Origin of the sequence: Spirillospora sp. NPDC048823 (assembly GCF_043198445.1) — a bacterium.
In the GTDB taxonomy this organism is placed as follows: Bacteria; Actinomycetota; Actinomycetes; order Streptosporangiales; family Streptosporangiaceae; genus Spirillospora.
On record NZ_JBICUT010000023.1, the window covers coordinates 45,347 to 62,939 of the forward strand.

At 72.1% G+C, this 17,593-nt stretch carries 16 protein-coding genes; 10 read left to right on the top strand and 6 right to left on the bottom strand.

All coding sequences use genetic code 11. From position 1 onward, the window contains the following. Window positions 1-360 precede the first annotated feature (360 nt). Complete coding sequence (locus tag ACGFK0_RS35125) at window positions 361-1,902, top strand: methyltransferase domain-containing protein (protein WP_392912827.1); 1,542 nt, start codon at window positions 361-363, stop codon at window positions 1,900-1,902. 59 nt (window positions 1,903-1,961) lie between these two features. On the opposite strand, the gene ACGFK0_RS35130 is transcribed toward ACGFK0_RS35125, so the two are convergent. Together ACGFK0_RS35130 and ACGFK0_RS35135 are read right to left on the bottom strand one after the other, a co-directional pair. Next, the gene (locus tag ACGFK0_RS35130) at window positions 1,962-2,723 is read right to left on the bottom strand and encodes an ABC transporter permease (RefSeq protein ID WP_392912829.1); all 762 of its coding nucleotides are present in this window, start codon (window positions 2,721-2,723) and stop codon (window positions 1,962-1,964) included. Beyond that, window positions 2,720-3,676, bottom strand: coding sequence for an ABC transporter ATP-binding protein (locus tag ACGFK0_RS35135; protein WP_392912894.1), 957 nt, complete (start codon window positions 3,674-3,676; stop codon window positions 2,720-2,722). The genes ACGFK0_RS35130 and ACGFK0_RS35135 overlap by 4 nt, the downstream gene beginning before the upstream one ends. A 146-nt stretch (window positions 3,677-3,822) precedes the next feature. On the opposite strand from ACGFK0_RS35135, the gene ACGFK0_RS35140 reads away from it, so the two are divergent. The 4 genes from ACGFK0_RS35140 to ACGFK0_RS35155 all read left to right on the top strand — a co-directional run bounded on the left by ACGFK0_RS35140 (window position 3,823) and on the right by ACGFK0_RS35155 (window position 7,073). Continuing rightward, window positions 3,823-4,935 carry a sensor histidine kinase gene (locus ACGFK0_RS35140; RefSeq protein ID WP_392912831.1) on the top strand — a complete coding sequence of 371 codons (1,113 nt, stop codon included), beginning with the start codon at window positions 3,823-3,825 and terminating at the stop codon, window positions 4,933-4,935. Further along, entirely contained in the window at window positions 4,932-5,603 is a 672-nt protein-coding gene (locus ACGFK0_RS35145; protein ID WP_392912832.1) for a response regulator, read from the top strand. The genes ACGFK0_RS35140 and ACGFK0_RS35145 overlap by 4 nt, the downstream gene beginning before the upstream one ends. A 421-nt stretch (window positions 5,604-6,024) precedes the next feature. Further along, window positions 6,025-6,411, top strand: coding sequence for an STAS domain-containing protein (locus ACGFK0_RS35150; RefSeq protein ID WP_392912833.1), 387 nt, complete (start codon window positions 6,025-6,027; stop codon window positions 6,409-6,411). Between the two features lie 41 nt (window positions 6,412-6,452). Then, window positions 6,453-7,073: a GAF domain-containing protein gene (locus ACGFK0_RS35155; protein WP_392912834.1), complete on the top strand. Its 621-nt coding sequence runs from the start codon at window positions 6,453-6,455 to the stop codon at window positions 7,071-7,073. 151 nt (window positions 7,074-7,224) lie between these two features. Here the strand turns inward: ACGFK0_RS35155 and ACGFK0_RS35160 are convergent, their stop codons facing one another. Beyond that, window positions 7,225-7,452 carry a hypothetical protein gene (locus tag ACGFK0_RS35160; RefSeq protein WP_392912835.1) on the bottom strand — a complete coding sequence of 76 codons (228 nt, stop codon included), beginning with the start codon at window positions 7,450-7,452 and terminating at the stop codon, window positions 7,225-7,227. A gap of 256 nt (window positions 7,453-7,708) precedes the next feature. Between ACGFK0_RS35160 and ACGFK0_RS35165 the strand changes: the two genes are divergently transcribed. The 5 genes from ACGFK0_RS35165 (at window position 7,709) to ACGFK0_RS35185 (ending at window position 13,412) form a co-directional block, all read left to right on the top strand. Next, window positions 7,709-7,912 carry a cold-shock protein gene (locus tag ACGFK0_RS35165; RefSeq protein WP_024936225.1) on the top strand — a complete coding sequence of 68 codons (204 nt, stop codon included), beginning with the start codon at window positions 7,709-7,711 and terminating at the stop codon, window positions 7,910-7,912. 280 nt (window positions 7,913-8,192) lie between these two features. Then, the gene (locus ACGFK0_RS35170; RefSeq protein ID WP_392912836.1) at window positions 8,193-9,758 is read left to right on the top strand and encodes a DEAD/DEAH box helicase; all 1,566 of its coding nucleotides are present in this window, start codon (window positions 8,193-8,195) and stop codon (window positions 9,756-9,758) included. Between the two features lie 73 nt (window positions 9,759-9,831). Next, entirely contained in the window at window positions 9,832-10,872 is a 1,041-nt protein-coding gene (locus ACGFK0_RS35175) for a permease (RefSeq protein ID WP_392912837.1), read from the top strand. Beyond that, entirely contained in the window at window positions 10,869-11,624 is a 756-nt protein-coding gene (locus ACGFK0_RS35180) for a TIGR03943 family putative permease subunit (protein WP_392912838.1), read from the top strand. Before ACGFK0_RS35175 ends, ACGFK0_RS35180 begins: the two co-directional genes overlap by 4 nt. A 183-nt stretch (window positions 11,625-11,807) precedes the next feature. Further along, on the top strand, window positions 11,808-13,412 hold the full coding sequence (locus tag ACGFK0_RS35185; protein ID WP_392912839.1) for a GMC family oxidoreductase: 1,605 nt from the start codon (window positions 11,808-11,810) through the stop codon (window positions 13,410-13,412). Between the two features lie 63 nt (window positions 13,413-13,475). Here ACGFK0_RS35185 and ACGFK0_RS35190 read toward each other — a convergent pair whose 3' ends face one another. The 3 genes from ACGFK0_RS35190 to ACGFK0_RS35200 form a co-directional block, all read right to left on the bottom strand. Next, on the bottom strand, window positions 13,476-13,913 hold the full coding sequence (locus tag ACGFK0_RS35190) for a protein-tyrosine phosphatase family protein (protein ID WP_392912840.1): 438 nt from the start codon (window positions 13,911-13,913) through the stop codon (window positions 13,476-13,478). A 67-nt stretch (window positions 13,914-13,980) separates the two neighbouring features. Beyond that, a complete protein-coding gene (locus ACGFK0_RS35195) occupies window positions 13,981-16,494 on the bottom strand; it encodes an ATP-dependent Clp protease ATP-binding subunit (RefSeq protein ID WP_392912841.1) in 2,514 nt (837 codons plus the stop codon). Between the two features lie 40 nt (window positions 16,495-16,534). Beyond that, entirely contained in the window at window positions 16,535-17,533 is a 999-nt protein-coding gene (locus ACGFK0_RS35200) for a TIGR01777 family oxidoreductase (RefSeq protein WP_392912842.1), read from the bottom strand. Window positions 17,534-17,593: the final 60 nt, after the last annotated feature.

The window sequence follows — 17,593 nt, forward strand, 5'->3', positions numbered from 1 at the left end:
TGCCGCCGCCCCTTTCAGGAGCGCTGAGGGTGTCCTCGGAGACGCCGAATCTCCTGCGTACGCGGCCTCGATGTGGCGACGATCACACCGCGTGTTAGCAAGATCTACCGCGGTGACCCCTTATTTCCGGCCGTGCCCATGGCTAACGTTCGCCCTGTCCGTCCTGTCCGCACCAGTTCGTCACACAATGTGACGATATGACCGACCAGTGGTGACCACCGTGCGTTCCACGAGGGCCGCGGACGGTCACCAGGAGGCACGTCCACAGGAGGCATTCCGATTCAGCGCCAAGAGTTCGGGGACAATCCGACCGAGGTTCGCGACACCGATCACTACACGGAAGAGTACGTCCAGGGCTTCGTGGAGAAGTGGGACGAACTCATCGACTGGAAGAGGCGCTACGAAAGCGAAGGCAGCTTCTTCATCGACCAGCTCAGGGAGCGGGGCGTCCAGAAGGTACTCGACGTCGCCACCGGTACCGGCTTCCATTCGGTCCGGCTCCTTCAGGAAGGCTTCGACACGGTCAGTGTCGACGGCAGCCCGGAGATGCTGCGCAAGGCGTTCGACAACGGCTACGCGTTCGGCGGCCACATCCTCCGCGTGGTGCACGCCGACTGGCGCTTCCTGAACCGTGACGTCCACGGCGAGTTCGACGCGATCATCTGCCTGGGCAACTCGTTCACCCACCTGTTCTCGGAACGCGACCGGCGTAAGGCCCTGGCCGAGTTCTACGCCATGCTCAAGCACGACGGCGTGCTCATCATCGACCAGCGCAACTACGACTCCATCCTGGACAACGGATTCTCCAGCCAGCACTCCTACTACTACTGCGGTGAGGAGGTGCTGGCCGAACCGGAGTACGTCGACGAGGGACTCGCGCGATTCCGGTACCGGTTCCCGGACAACAGCGAGTACTGCCTCAACATGTATCCGCTGCGCAAGAACTACATGCGGCGGCTCATGCGCGAGGTCGGCTTCCAGCGCATCGACACGTACGGTGACTTCCAGGCGACCTACAATGACGACGACCCCGACTTCTTCATCCATGTGGCGGAGAAACGGTACTGGGAAGACGACATGAACACCGCCTACTCCACCGCGGTGAACACCGCCCGCGACTACTACAACTCCAGCGACGCCGACGCCTTCTACCACTCCGTGTGGGGCGGACAGCACATCCATGTCGGCGTCTACGAGGACGACGACACGATCGACGCGGCCAGCGACCGCACCGTCCAGCGGATGGCGTCCGGCCTGAACCTGACGCCGGAGACGCAGGTCGTCGATCTCGGCGCGGGATACGGCGGATCCGCCCGGCATCTCGCCCGCACCTACGGCTGCCGGGTCACCTGCCTCAACCTCAGCGAGGTGGAGAACGCGCGGAACCGCGCGATGAACGAGGAACAGGGACTCGACCACCTGATCGACGTGGTGGACGGCTCCTTCGAGGCGCTCCCGTTCAACGACAACGCGTTCCATGTCGTGTGGTCGCAGGACGCGCTGCTGCACGGCGGCGACCGGATCCGGGCACTGGAGGAGATCGCCCGCGTGCTCAAGCCGGGCGGTGACTTCGTCTTCACCGATCCCATGGCGGCGGACGACTGCACCCGGGACGCCCTGCGGCCCATCCTCGACCGCCTGCACCTCGACACGATGGGGTCACCCGGCTTCTACCAGCGCGAGATCGCCCGCCTCGGCATGACGCCGAGCTTCGACGACCTCACCACGCACCTCACCACCCACTACGGGCGGGTGCTCCAGGAGACCGAGCGGCGGGAGGCCGAGTTCACCGGGCAGATCAGCAGCGACTACCTCGAGCACATGAAGGCGGGCCTGCGGCACTGGGTCCGGGGTGGCGAGTCCGGCCACCTGAAATGGGGGATCTTCCGCTGTAAGGCGTGACGGAGGACGAGGCCGGGAGAGGGCGTTTCCTCTCCCGGCCTCGCCATGCCCCGCCCCCGTCAGTCCCAGCAGAACGCCTTGGCGGCCGCGGCACCGGCCAGTACGGCCGCGCCGGCGAGGGCGGCGAGGTGCCACAGGTCCGGTGCCACCCCCATCCAGGTGGCGCTCAACGCCTCCACTCCCGCCCCGTACGGCAGATATTCGCCGAGCGTGGCCAGCCCGTCCGGGAGGTTCTCCCGGGGTCCGAACCCGCCGCCGAGCGCCATCGTCGCGAAGAACAGCACCAGGCCGATGGCGACCGCCGCGTTCGGGGTGGGCGCGATCGCCGCCACCAGCATGCCGAGCGCGTACATCGCCGCCGTCACCAGGCAGAACACGTCGATCGCGATGAGCGGGTCCCGGGGCATCGACATGCCGAAGGCCAGCCGGGCCACCAGCAGGGCGAGCACGACGCCGACCAGCACCTGGGCCAGCGCGGCCACCACCTGCGCGACCAGGATCATCACCGGACGCGCGGGCGTCACCTCCAGCCGCCGCAGCACACCCGACCTGCGGTAGGCGGCGAGGACCGCCGGCATGTTCACCATGCCGATGAGCGCCACGACCATCACCAGCGTCATCGGCACGACATGGGCGTCGAAGGCCGGGACGCCGCGGAAGCGTTCGGTTCCCGCACCGTCCGCGCCGAGCCCGTACATCACCATGATCAGCATCGGCAGGACGAGCGGGATGACGAGCCCGGCGGTGTCCCTGGTCACCAGTTTGGCCTCGGTCCAGGCCAGCAGCGCCCACGCCCGCGCGGAGGGCCGGTACGTCGTCATGCCGCATCCCCTTCGCCGGGCCCCTCGCCTGGCCCCTCGTCAGGCCCATCGCCGGGCGTCCGGCCGGTCAGGGCGAGGAACGCGTCGTCGAGCGTGGCGTTCTCGAGCCGGGTCTCGGTGGCGACCACGCCGTGGCGGACGAGCGCCGAACCGACCGTGTGCAGCAGGTCCCCCGTCCCGGTGACGACGGTCTCGCCGCGGTCGGTGCGCACCTCGCCGACCCCGTCGAGCCCGGCCAGCACGGCGGCGTCGAACGGCGCGGCCACCCGGAACCGGACGCGCTGCGGGGAGTCCAGCCGTGCGATCAGCCCGCCGGGGGTGTCCAGCGCGGCCAGCCGCCCCCGGTCGATGACCGCGACCCGGTCGCACAGCCTCTCGGCCTCGGCCATGAAGTGCGTGACCAGCAGCACCGTCACGCCGGTGTCCCGGATCTGCTCGATGAGCTCCCAGACGCCCCTGCGCGCCTGCGGGTCGAGACCGGTGGTGAGCTCGTCCAGCACCGCGATCCGCGGCTTGCCGACCAGCGCGAGCGCGATCGACAGCCGCTGCGCCTGCCCACCCGACAGGTTCTCGAACGCCGTCTTCCGCTTGGCCGTCAGCCCCAACTCGTCCAGCAGCCGGCCGGGGTCGGCGCCATCGGGGTAGAACGACCGGTACAGGGCGACCGCCTCACCGACCCGCAGCTTCTCCGGCAGCGCCCCGCCCTGGAGTTGCGCCCCCATCACCTGCCTGAGCCGCGCGCGGTCCCGCAACGGGTCCAGACCCAGCACCCTGATCCGGCCCCGGTCGGCCCGCCGCACCCCCTCGACGCATTCCACGAGCGTGGTCTTGCCGGCGCCGTTCGGGCCGATGATCCCGAAAATCTCTCCCCGCTCGACGGCGAACGACACGTCGTCGACGGCGACCGTCTCCCCGTACCGCTTGCACAGCCCCTCGACCTCGACCACGGCCATCGCCACGTCCCCTCCCCGCCGGCCTGTACCGGCACGGCAGACGCTAAGCCGCCACCGGACGCGTCCGCGCGTGCCGGAGGTCATGACCCGCGGCCATGACTTCCGGCACGGTCCGCCCCGGGCGCGATGCCCGTACCCTTCGTCGCATGGCCAGGTCCCATCTCGAAGCGTGGGGCGCGGTGAGCGCGCTGACCGTCTGCCTGCTGGTCGGATCGCCGGTGCTGTTCGCCGACGGGGACCCCACCCTCGGGCCGGCCTGGCTGTGGTGGGTCGCCTACCTGGGGTTCCTCGCGCTGTTCACGCTGACGCTGCTGGACGTCGCGCCGGGGCGGGCAGGCCGGCGGGCACTGCTGTTCGCCCTCGTCCCGGTGGCCGCCGCGACGGTGCTGCTGGGCGCGCGCGCCGGCTGGCTCTCGATCCTGCTGGTGTTCGTCACCGCGGTCGCGGCCCACTTCTCCTCACCTCGCACCACGCTCGCGGTGCTCGGGGTGAACAGCGCGGCGGCCGCGGCGGCGCCGCTGCTCCGGGACGGCACCCTCACCGACGTGACGCTGACCGCGATGATCTACACGATGCTCCAGGTCTGCACGGTGTGGGCCGTGCGGAGTGAGCAGCGGGAGGCCGCGGCGCGCGAACGCCTCGCCGTTGCCAACACCGAACTCCGCGCGGCGACCGCGCTGCTGGCCGAGTCGAGCCGGTCCGCCGAGCGGCTCCGCATCGCCCGCGAGCTGCACGATCTCGTCGGCCACCAGCTCACCGCGCTCGTCCTCGAACTGGAGGTCGCGGCGCACCACAGCACGCCCCCGGCCGGACGACACGTGGAACGCGCCCGCGGCCTCGCCAGGGACCTGCTCGGCGACGTCCGCACCGCCGTCGGCGAACTGCGCGCCCGCACGCCGTCCCTGCACCAGGCGCTCACGGAGATCGTCGCGGACCTGCCCGCCCCGCGCGTGCACCTGAGCGTCGACGACTCCGCCGACCCGGACGAGGCGTGCACGGCCGCGCTGATCCGCTGCGTCCAGGAGGTCGTCACGAACACCATCCGCCATTCGGAGGCCGAGAACCTGTGGATCGACGTCGGGCGCGCCGGCACCGGGGAGATCGTCCTCACCGCCCGCGATGACGGGCGCGGCGCCTCGCTCCTGCGGCTGGGCAACGGCCTGACCGGGGTACGCGAACGCATCGCGCAGCTCGACGGCGTCGTGTCGTTCGACACCCGGTCGGGTTTCACCGTCAGCGCCAGGGTCCCGGCGCCGTGATCCGGGTGTGCGTCGCCGACGACCAGACGCTCGTGCGCCAGGGGATCCGGCACCTGCTGGAGCTGTCGCCCGAAGTGACCGTCACCGCCGAGGCCGCCGACGGCGACGAGGCGCTGGCCGTCCTCCGCGACGACCCGCCGGACGTGCTCCTGCTGGACCTGCGGATGCCGCGCCGGGACGGCATCGCCACGCTCACCGCCATGCGGGAGCGGAACATCACCGTGCCCACCCTCGTCCTGACCACCTTCGACGACGACGAACTCGTGTTGCGGGCCCTGCGCGCCGGAGCGTCCGGCTACCTGCTCAAGGACGTCACCCTCGACCAGGTCGTCGGCGCCATCCGGACCCTCGCGCGAGGCGGCACGCTGGTCCGGCCCGCGCTGACCGAGCGCCTGATCCGGGCCACCGGGCACCTGCCGGACCCGGACGACCTCCAGGACCTCCAGGACCTCCCGCCCCAGCCGCTCACGGAACGGGAACAGGACGTCCTGCGCCTGCTGGCCGGCGGCTACGCCAACCGCGAGATCGCCGGTGCCCTGCACCTGGCGGAGGGCACCGTGAAGAACCACGTGTCCAGCCTTCTGGCCAAGCTCGGCGTCCGCGACCGCACCCGCGCCGTCCTGAAGGCGCTCCACCACGGCCTCCTCGACACCCCGCCGGATCACTGACAGGTCGTCGACGACCTGCGGGAAACCGGCGAGCGACGCACGGCCGCCGGACGGGTCCCGCCGGAACGCGCGCACCGACGCCCGAACCCCGGAAGGCGTAGACTCGTGGCGAACGAGGGGTTCTCGATGCGAGCGACCAAGCCCGCGTCCCCCTGGTTCCCAGCTACTCGGTCCCCTTCGGGGGCCCAGACAGGTCGGCGCCCATGACGCCGCAACACCAGCCCGTCCGGACGCGGACGTTCGATTCCCGCGCCGGGGCCGCAGCGGATGCCGCCCGTGACGCCGAGTGGCCGTCACGTTGACCTCCGGAGCCGCGGCGCCGACGCCGCAGGCTCCTCACCACGGGCCGACCGCCCGTGCCACCGTCCGGACCGGCCTCGGCCGCGACCGGCGCTCACACACTCCGGATCGGAGATCCAGCATGCCCGCCACCGCCACCGCCTCCCCCGAGGCCCGGCTGAGCCGAGAACGGTTCGCGGAACATACCGTCATCGCCATCGCCGGCGAACTCGACATCGCGTCCACACCGTCCCTGCGTGAACGCCTGCACACCGCGCTGCGGGACACCGGGCCCTACGTCGTCATCGACCTGGCGGGCGTGACGTTCTGCGACGCGTCGGGCCTGGCCCTGCTCGTCGACGCGCGCCGCCGGACGGAGCCGAAGGGCACCACCGTGGTCCTCGCCGCCCCGCGCCCGCAGATGGCCAGGCTGCTGCGCCTCACCGGGCTCGCCCGCGTCTTCACGATCCGCTCCTCCGTCACCGCCGCGCGGCTCCCCCGCACCGGCACCCGATCGGCCGCGGCCTGACCGCGGCGCCCCCGGCCGGAGGAGGAGAACGGAATGACGACATGACCGGCGACGAGCTGCCGCCGATCGGGTGGGGGCCCCCGGGGGTCACCCGCGGCGCGGACGACAACGCGCGGTTCGCGGCGTCGTTCGACCTGATGACGGCGGTCCTGAACGGGACGCGCCTGCCCGACCTGCTGACCCTCCTGGCGACGCACGCGCGCACGATGGCGCGCGTGCCGCTGGCGTTCATCGCCATGCCCGTCGAGGACGGCAACACGCTGCGGATCGAGGTCGCGGTCGGCAGCGACGGCGACCGGATCCGCGGCCTGATGGTGCGGCGCGGCCGGTCGATGCTCGGCCGGGCGTTCAGCTCCCGCCGGGCGCTGTCCGCGCGGATCGCCGCCGACCAGACGCTCAGCGCCCTGCCCGCCGGGCCGATCCTGATCCTGCCGCTGGACACGGGCGAGGACACCCGCGGGGTGCTCGCCGTCCTGGGGCATCCGGGCGCGCAGCCGTTCAGCCCGGCCACCGCCCGCCAGCTGCTCCTGTTCGCCGACATGTCGGCCCGGCTGATCGAGCTGGCCGAGGGACACCGTGCGACCGCCCCGGCGGATCCCGCCGCCGGCGGCGCGCACATCGTCCGCCCGCTCCGCCCGCCGCCGCGGTTCACGCAGATGTGAGGCGAATCGGGGCCGGATGACGGCGTTCGAAACCTGTCCGAGCCGGCGTGAGCCCCGGCGCGGTGGGGACTTTCCGTGCGCGGCGGCGCTCACCGGATTTCACGGACATGGGCGCGGCCGCGCGGGTTTCGTACGGGTCCGGGTGGGGATTTCAGAGTTTGAAGAGCTTCGCGTACGGGGCGAGAATCCGGACCTTCCGCGTCCCGAAGTCGACGAGGACGGCGCGGCCGTCCTCGACCTCGACGACGCGTCCGAGCCCGTACTTGTCGTGGGTGACCTGGTCGTGAGGGGCGAACTCCTTCGTCGGTGGCGCAGCGGGCGGGGGCTTGAAGGGGCTGGTGGGCAGATGTCGCCGCCTGGCGGGTCCTGTGGGTTTCATTACTGCCAGTATGCGCCCACCTGAGCCATGTGGGGAGCCCGGCCCCACGGTCGGCACGGAATTCGTGGTTTCCGGTTCCGTCCGGCGAACCACGTGGTAGTCTGTGAGGAGTTGCGGTTCCCATAGACATTGTGTGTGCGCCTGCCGGTTCTACCTCAGGCGCATTTTTGTTGTTCTGGATCTTCCGGATGGGCCATCGCGGCGTCCCCCGTCGCACAAGGTGTGCGACAGGGACCGACCCCAGAAGGAGACTGTCATGGCCACAGGCACTGTTAAGTGGTTCAACGCCGAAAAGGGCTTCGGCTTCATCGAGCAGGACGGCGGCGGCGCCGACGTCTTCGCTCACTACTCCAACATCGCGGCCCAGGGCTTCCGTGAGCTTCAGGAAGGCCAGAAGGTGTCGTTCGACATCACGCAGGGCCAGAAGGGCCTGCAGGCGGAGAACATCGTCCCCGCCTGATAGACCACGACACGGCGGGCAGGCCCTTCCGGGCCCGCCCGCCGTGTGCGGTGTCTGACGGCATCGCTTTCCCGGCCGCGGTTCACCGCGCGGCCACGCTTCACCACGCTGCCGCGGTTCGTCCCGGGGCCGGCGCTCCTATCCACGGCGCACGGCGCGAACGCCGCACGACGTTTCCCGGTTCGTTCTTGAGAATCCTTCGCCAGGCCGCTTCCAAGGCCGCGAGCCCCGCGCAGCGGAGCACTTCCTCGACACGCACCGCTTCGAGGAAGGCTCCACATTGCCCCGCAGTACCCCTCCGGCCGCCCGCGGCCGATCTTCCCGGTCCCGTCCCGCCGCCGGTCATCACCGTCCGGCGAAGGGACAGCGGCCCGGCGCCGAGTTCGCGCTCCCGGTGACCGCCACCCCGCCGCTGCCGCCGATCGAGTCGTTCGCGGAACTGCGGATGCCGGCGCCGATCCAGGAGGCCCTGGCCCGCGAAGGCGTGTCGGCCCCCTTCCCCATCCAGGCCACGGCCCTGCCGAACGCCCTCGCCGGACGCGACGTCCTCGGCCGGGGCCGCACCGGCTCCGGCAAGACCCTCGCCTTCGGGCTGGCGCTGCTCAGCCGCATCGCCGGCCGCCGCGCCGAACCCCACCGTCCCCTGGCCCTGGTCCTCGCCCCCACGCGGGAGCTCGCCCAGCAGGTCACCGGTGCGCTCACCCCGTACGCGGACGCCGTGGGCCTGCGGCTGACGACCGTGGTCGGCGGACTGCCGATCTCCCGGCAGGCGAACGCCCTCAAACGCGGCACCGAGGTCCTGGTCGCCACCCCCGGACGGCTCGCCGACCTGATCGAGCGCGGCGACTGCCGGCTGAGCGAGGTTCAGATCACCGTGCTGGACGAGGCCGACCAGATGACCGACATGGGCTTCCTGCCCCAGGTCACGCGGCTTCTTGAGCAGACCCCGCAGGGCGGGCAGCGGATGCTGTTCTCCGCGACGCTCGACCGCAACATCGACCAGCTCGTCCGCCGGTTCCTCAGCGACCCGGTCACACACTCGGTCGACCCGCCGGCCGGCGCGGTCACCACCATGGAACACCACCTGCTGCACGTCAGCGACACCGACAAGCACGAGACGACCGTGCACATCGCGGCCCGCGACGACCGGGTGATCATGTTCGTCGGCAAGAAGCACGGCGCGGACCGCCTCGTCCGTAAGCTGACGGCCCGCGGCGTCCGCGCCGCCGCGCTGCACGGCGGCAAGACCCAGTCGCAGCGCAACCGCGCGCTGGAGCGCTTCCGCAGCGAAGAGATCACCGTGCTGGTCGCCACCAACGTCGCGGCCCGGGGCATCCACATCGACGACATCGATCTCGTCGTCAACGTCGACCCGCCCGCCGACCACAAGGAGTACCTCCACCGCGGCGGACGCACCGCCCGCGCCGGAAGCACGGGAACCGTGGTCACCCTCGTCCTGCCCGACCAGCGGCGCGACGTGGACGACCTGATGGCCCAGGCCCGCATCACCCCGCACATCCTGCGCGCGCGTGCCGGCGACCCTGAGCTGGCCCGTGTCACCGGCGCCCGGCAGCCCGCCCACGCCGCCCCGGACCCCAACCGCCCCACCAGGCCGCGCCAGGCCGATTCCTCCGGCCGCGGTTCCGCCCGCAGGAACGCTCAGGCCGTCACCGGCGGACAGGGCACCGCCCGCACGAACGGACAGAGCGCCGCCCGCACGAACGGCCAGGGCGCCGCCCGCACGAACGGCCAGGGCGCCGCCCGCACGAAGGGGCAGTCCGCCGGCGCCGGGCGCGCCGCCCCGGGGCGCAGGCCGCGGCGCCGCACGCCGTCCCAGAACACCTGACGGCACCCGGCCCGTACTGATCGGGCGGTGACCTGCCGGATCTCGGCGCGAACGCCCGGCGGACTCTGCAACGATGACGGCCATGAGCGACCGCGTCGGCCTGCGCGCGGCCGAAGACGATCTGCTTCCTCCCACGGACTGGGGGCGCCGCGAGCCCGCGGCGCCCGGTACCCGTGCCGCTTGGGCGTTCGGCCTGCTGACGGCGCTGCTGGTGCTCGGGCGGACGTGGGTGGCGCCCCTCATCGACGCGCGCGCCCTGGACGCGTGGACGACCATCTTCGTCGCGGTGTGCGTCCAGGCGCTGCCGTTCCTGGTCTTCGGGGTCGCGCTGTCGGCCGCGATCACCGCGTTCGTCCCGCCGTCGCTGTGGCGGCGGGTGCTGCCGCGCCGGCCGGGCGCGGCGGTGCCGGTCGCGGGCGCCATGGGCGCCGTGCTGCCGGGCTGCGAATGCGCGTCGGTGCCGGTCGCCGGGGGGCTGATGGCCCGCGGGGTCGTCCCCGCCGCCGCGCTGACCTTCCTGCTCGCGGCCCCCGCGATCAACCCGATCGTGCTCGTCGCCACCGCGGTCGCCTTCCCGGGCAGACCCGAGATGGTCGTGGGACGGTTCGTCGCGTCCCTGCTGGTGGCCGTGCTCGCGGGCTGGACGTGGCTGCTGCTGGGCAAAGGTGAATGGATCAGAATCCCGTCCAGGCCGGAGGCGCACGGGGCGGGTGCGCGGCTGGAGGCGTTCCGGCAGGCCATGCGGCACGACATCGTGCACGCCGGAGGGTTCCTGGTGGTCGGCGCCTTCGCGGCCGCCACCATCAACGTGATCGTGCCCGCCGGGTGGGTGTCCGCGGCCGCCGGGAATGCGGTGGTGTCGGTGCTGCTGCTGGCGACGCTGGCGGTGCTGATGTCCATCTGCTCGGAGGCGGACGCGTTCGTCGCGGCGAGCCTCTCGCAGTTCTCGACCACCGCGCGGCTGACCTTCCTCGTGGTGGGGCCGATGGTGGACCTGAAGCTGATCGCGCTCCAGACGGGCTTCTTCGGGCGCCGCTTCGCGGTCCGGTTCGTTCCGCTGACGTTCTGCCTCGCGGTCGGGGTCAGCGTCCTGGTGGGAGGGCTGCTCTCGTGAGCAGGGCCGCACAGAACCTGCTGCTCATCGGTCTCGGCGCCGCGGTTTTGTGGATCACGCTGGGCAGCGGCGAGTACGTCAACTACGTCCGGCCGGCCTTCCGGTATCCGCTGGTAGCCGCGGCGGTGGCGCTGCTGGTGCTGGGCGCCGCCGGGCTGCGCCGCGAATGGCGGGACGCCGGCGACGCCCACGGGAGCCATGAGCACGGGCGCCATGAACACGGGCACGATCATTCGCGGGGGCCGCGGGTGGCGTGGCTGCTGGGCCTGCCCGTCCTGGCGATCTTCGTGATCGCTCCCCCGGCGCTCGGGTCGTTCACCGCAGCCCGCGGCGGCGACCGCGCGGCGCCCCCGCCGGTGCCTCCGGACGACGGTTTCCGCAGGCTGCCCACCACCGGCGGGCCCGTCGCGATGACCATGGGCGAGTTCATCGGCCGCGCGTACGAGGCCCAGACCGGCGATCCCGCGAGCTTCCAGGGCGTGCCCGTCCGGCTGACGGGGTTCGTGACCCCCGCCGCGAAGGGACAGGGCGGCTGGCAGATCACCCGGATGAAGATCGCCTGCTGCGCGGGCGACGCCGTCCCGTTCCCGGTCGAGGTTCGCGGCGTCCCGCAGCCGCCCGCCGACTCGTGGGTCCGGGTCGTGGGCGTCTGGGAGCCGCCCGGCCCCGGTGACCGCGACAGGACGGTCGTGCAGACGCTCCGCGCCCGCTCCCTGCAGAAGATCAAGAAGCCGGAGAACCCGTACGAGTGACCGCCGCCCGTCAGGGCTCGCGCAGGGCGGCGAGTTCCTTAGTCCTGCGCGGTTCCGGTCACCGGGACCTCCCTTGGCAGGGCCGCCGAGGGCTTCTACCGTCGGCCTGTTCGGGGCGACCGGGCCAGGCGCGGGTCCTCACGAATGGTCGCCCGGCCATCGGCGGACGCTGAGAGGGATCACATGGACCAGACCGCTGATTACGTCGTCGTGGGGGCCGGCAGCGCGGGGTGCGTGCTGGCGAAGCGCCTGGCCGAGTCGGGAGCGGACGTCGTCCTGGTGGAGGCCGGTGGCCCCGACAAGACGGCGCTCGTCCGCAAGCCGGGGCTGATCGCCGTCTTCCACAACGTCCCGCAGCTGAAGAAGCGGCTGGACTGGGGGTTCTACAGCGTCCCGCAGCCGAACGCGCTCGACCGGAAGATCCCGCAGACGCGGGGCCGGGTGCTGGGCGGCTCCGGATCGATCAACGGGCTGCTGTTCGTGCGCGGCAACCGCAGGAACTACGACGACTGGGCGGCGGACGGCTGCACCGGCTGGGGCTACGACGACGTCCTTCCCAGTTTCAAGCGGATGGAGAACTGGGAGGACGGCGCGACCGACCTGCGTGGTGCGGGCGGGCCGATCCAGGTGACCCGGCAGCGGGACGTCACTCCCGCGTCCGAGGCGTTCATGGAGGCGCTCGCCGAGACGGCGGGCGTGAAGCGGAACGACGACTACAACGGCGAGGTCCAGGACGGTGTGGGCGTCTTCCAGCAGAGCGCCCACGAGGGGCTGCGCTACAGCTCGTCCGTCGGCTATCTCGACGACCACGGGCTGCCGAACCTGACGATCCTGACCAAGGCCGCCGTGGGACGCGTCGTGGTGCGCGACGGGCGCGCCACGGGCGTCGAGGTCGTCACCGGGAAGGGACGCGGAACGATCAACGCGACCCGTGAGGTGATCCTCGCGGCGGGCGCGTTCGGTTCACCGCATCTGCTGATGCTGTCCGGGGTCGGACCGGCGGGTCATCTCCGGGAGCACGGCATCGAGGTCCACGCGGACCTGCCCGTCGGCGACAACCTCCACGACCACATGTTCATGCCGATGACCTACATCATGAAGACCGCGCGCAACCGCGGCACCGCCCCGTACTTCGCGTCGGGCGTGGTGAAGGAGTGGACCCGCGGCGGCACGTGGGTGGCGCGCACCGTGTTCGAGGCGGTCGGGTTCGTCCGCAGCCCGCAGGCCGGCGACCTCCCCGACCTGCAGATCCACGCGCTGCCGTGGTCGTACCCGTTCCCCAACCAGGACGCGCCGGTGCGCCACAAGGTGGACAAGCGCCCCGCCCTCACGATCATGCCGACGCTGATCTACCCGAAGAGCCGCGGCACGGTGCGGCTCGCGTCCGCCGACCCGGCCGACCCGCCGGTCATCGACCCCGGCTACCTCAGCGACCCCGACGACGCGCGGCTGCTGCTGGACGGGATCGAACTCGTCCGCGAGACGATGGCCGCCCAGAGCATCGCCGGCGGGGTGACCGCCGAGCTGTCCCCCGGGCCGGACTTCTCCGACCGGGCCGCGATGGCGAAGGAACTCCCGAACCGGGCGACGACCGTCTACCACCCGGTCGGCAGCTGCCGGATGGGCGCGGACGAACGCGCCGTGGTCGATCCCGCGCTGCGCGTCCGCGGCATCGAGGGCCTGCGCGTCGCCGACGCCTCGATCATGCCGAGCATCACCGGGGGGAACACCGCCGCCCCGAGCATGATGATCGGCGAACACGCCGCGAAGCTCATCCTCGGCGACTGACCCCGCCCGGCGGGTCCGGCCCGGCGGATCCCGGGCCGGGGGATCCCGGGCCGGCGGGTCCGGTCAGGCCGGGAATCCGGTCACCCAGCGGCGTTGCCATGGGGTTTCGACGGCTTTGGGGTGGTGGTGTTCGCGGGCCCAGGCGACGGCCTCGGACGGGTCCACGCCGGACAGGACGGCCAGGCAGGCGATGACCGTTCCGGTGCGTCCGACGCCGCCTCCGCAGGCGACCTCGACCGACGCACCGGACCGGGCCCGCTCGTGCAGCGCGCGGACCTGCCGGACGGCCTCGTCCCGGTCGCGGGGAAGCAGGAAGTCGGGCCAGTCGATCCACGCGGTGGACCAGCTCAAATCCGGTTCGTGGCGCTGGCGGAGACGACGGGAGCCCAGGTAGAGGCCGAAGTCGGGGACCGGGCCGTCCGGCGCCGGTTTGCGCAGGCCGCGTCCCCGGACCCAGGTGCCGTCCGGGAGTCGCAGGGAGCCGGTGAGGGGGGCGGTCACGAGGGGAACTGTATCCCGCCGCAGGCCCCGTGATCCTTTACCCCGTGATCCTTTACCCCGTGATCCTTTACACCGTCTCCTCGGTGGTGACGTGGAACTCCAGGCCGCCGTCCGCGGCGGAGACGTCGACGTGGCCGCCGTGCCGCAGATCACCGGCGAGCAGCAGGTCGGACAGCTGGTCGTCGACCTCCCGCTGGATGGTGCGGCGCAGCGGGCGGGCGCCGAACTCGGGCTGGTGGCCGCGCTCGGCGAGCCAGTCGACCGCCTCGGTGGTGAAGGTGACGTCCACATCCTGCGCGCGGAGACGGCGGCGCGTCTCGTCCAGCAGAAGGTCGGTGATCTGGCGGAGCTGGCCCGCCTCCAGGCGCTGGAACACGATGATCTCGTCGATCCGGTTGAGGAACTCGGGCCGGAACGCCTCACGCAGCCGGCGCATGATCCGGTCGCTGAGCGCGGAGCCCTCCCCGCCGGGCGTCCCGAAACCGATCTCGGTCCGGCCGGTGATCAGCTCGGAGCCGAGGTTGCTGGTCATGATGACCACGGTGTTGCGGAAGTCGACGGTGCGGCCCTGCGCGTCGGTGAGGCGGCCGTCGTCGAGAAGCTGCAGGAGGACGTTGAAGACGTCCTGGTGCGCCTTCTCGATCTCGTCCAGCAGGATCACCGAGTACGGCTGCCTGCGGACCGCGTCGGTGAGCTGCCCGGCCTCCTCGTACCCGACGTATCCGGGCGGCGCGCCCATCAGCCGGCTCACCGTGTGCCGCTCCTGGAACTCGCTCATGTCGAACCTGACCAGGCGGTCGCGGCTGCCGAACAGCGCCTCGGCGAGCGCCTTGGCCAGCTCGGTCTTGCCGACGCCGGTCGGGCCGAGGAACAGGAACCCGCCGATCGGGCGGTCCGGGTCGCCCATGCCCGCACGGGACCGGCGGACGGCCCGCGCCACCGCGGCGACCGCGTCGTCCTGCCCGATCACCCGGCCGTGCAGATGCTCTTCGAGCCGGGTCAGCCGCTCGCGTTCGGCCTGGGTGAGCTGCGTGACGGGGACGCCGGAGATCCGGGAGACGACCTCGGCGATGTCGTCCGTCGTCACCTCGGGGACCGTCGTGGGCCCGCCGGCGTCCCGCGTCGTCACGAGGTCCTTCTCCAGCCGGACGATCTCGTCGCGGAGCTCGGACGCCTTCTCGTAGTCCTCGTCGGCGACGGCCTGGTCCTTCTCCCGGCGCCGCCGGTCGAGCCGTTCCTCCAGCTCGCGGCGGCCGCCGTCGCGCGTCCCCGAACGCAGCCGGACCCTGGCGCCGGCCTGGTCGATCAGGTCGATCGCCTTGTCCGGCAGGAAACGGTCGGTCAGATAGCGGTTGGACAGGTCCACGGCCGCGATCAGCGCCTCGTCGCTGAACCGCACCGAATGGTGCGCCTCGTACCGGTCGCGGAGGCCGCGCAGGATCTCGACGCTGTCGCCGACGCTCGGCTCCGGCACCAGGATCGGCTGGAACCGGCGTTCCAGCGCGGCGTCCTTCTCGATGTTGCGGCGGTACTCGTCGATGGTCGTCGCGCCGACCACGTGCAGCTCACCGCGCGCCAGCGCGGGCTTCAGCATGTTGCCCGCCGACATCGCGCCCTCGCCGCCGCCCGCGCCCACGATCGTGTGGATCTCGTCGATGAACACGATCAGCTCGTCGGCGTGCTCGCGGATCTCGTCCACGACCTTCTTCAGCCGCTCCTCGAAGTCGCCGCGGTAGCGGGTTCCGGCGACGACGCCGCCGAGGTCGAGCTGGACGATCCGCTTGCCGCGCAGCGTCTCCGGGAGGCCGTCGTCCACGATCCGCTGCGCGAGCCCCTCGGCGATCGCCGTCTTCCCGACGCCCGGGTCGCCGATCAGCACCGGGTTGTTCTTGGTGCGCCGCGACAGGACCTCGACGGTCTCCTCGATCTCGTCCTCGCGCCCGATCACCGGGTCGATGCGGCCCTCCCGCGCCAGCGCGGTCAGGTCGCGGCCGAACTCGTCCAGCGTCGGGGTGCCGGTCGCCTGCCCGCCGCCGCCCTGCCCGCCCGGAGGGTGCTGGCCGCCGCCGCCCGCCGCCGACTGCAGCGTGTCGGGCGTCACGTGCTCGGCGTCCAGGATCCGCCCGGCACCGGAGGCGCGGTCGAGGGCCAGCGCGAAAAGCAGGTGCTCAGGCCCGATGTAGGACGACCCCAACGCGCGCGAAACCTGATGCGAATCCAGCAGGGCGCGCTTCGCCGACGGTGTCAGCTCGGGCGGCACGTCCCGCGGCTCGCCCCGCCGGGCAGCGTCCTCGATCTCGTTCTTGATCTTGTCGGGGTCGGCGCCGGCCCGTTCCAGCCAGTGCCGGGTGCCCTGCTGCCGCGTCGCCGCCCACAGCAGGTGATCGGTGTCCAGGTCGACGCTCCCCCACTGCGCCGCCTGCGTCGCCGCGTCCCGCACCAGCTCGCGCGCGGGCTCGCTCATCAGCCGGGCGATGCTGATCCGCTCCATCGGGCGGCGGTGCGCCCGCGCCCCGAAGAAGCGGGCGAGCATCTCCTCGAACGGGTCCATGCCGCCCGATCCGTACCACCCCGAGGTCATCTCAGATCCCCCCTGCACAAGCCGTCTCGGCAACGGTCAATCACGTGCCCGTGGACGACTCCCGGAAACCCGCCGGCCCGGCCGCCCGGAGGAAGCGCTCGCCGCGTCGCGAGCGGCCGGCGAGGTCGCCGGCGGCCGACGGCCATTGGGGATGGTCGAAGGCGAAGCCCGCTTCGAGGAGGCGGCCGGGGACGACGCGGCGGCTTTTCAGCAGGAGTTCGGTGTCCGAGCGCATCGCCAGCGCCCCGAGTTCCGCCATCCAGGCGGTCGCGGGCAGGCCCACCGGGACGCCCCACGCCGCACGCAGCGCCCGCATGAACTCGCGCTGCGGAAGGGGGCCCGGCGCGGCGAGGTTCACCGGCCCGGCGATGTCGTCCCGTTCGACCAGGAACTCGATCGCGCGGACGAAGTCCCGGTCGTGGATCCAGGACACGTACTGCGCCCCTCCCGCGACGGGTCCGCCGAGGCCGAGCCGCGCCAGCCGCAAAAGAACGTCGAAGACGCCGCCGCGGTCCGGGCTCATGACCATGGCGGCGCGCAGGGCGACCTTGCGGGTGGACGGGGTCGCGGCCCGCTCCTGCGCCCGCTCCCAGTTCTCGGCGATCTTGACGCTGTAGGCCCAGTACCCCGGGACGCCGGGTTCGGCGCCGCCGATCACACCGGTCGCCTCGTCGTTGGGGGCGTCGAAGCGGTGGGCGTAGACGGTCGCGGTGCTCATCTGCAGCCAGACCCGCGGAGGCCGCGCGGCGCCCGCGATCGCCTCACCCACGACCTCGGTGGACTGCACCCGCGAATCCATCATGGCCTGCAGGTTGGCCGGCGTGTAACGGCAGCTGACGCTGCGGCCGGCCAGGTTGATCACCACGTCGCTGCCGTCGATGACCTCCGCCCAGGGGCCCAGCGTCCGGCCGTCCCAGCCGACCTCGCGTTCGCGCACCGGCCTCCTGGTCACGACCACGACCTCGTGGCCCGCCGCCGTCAGGGCGCGATCCAGAATCGTGCCCACCTGCCCGGTCCCACCGGGAATCACGATCTTCATCGCCTCACCCCTCGCCTGTGCGAACAGCCTAAACCCGAGAACTGAACACGTTCAAAGAGA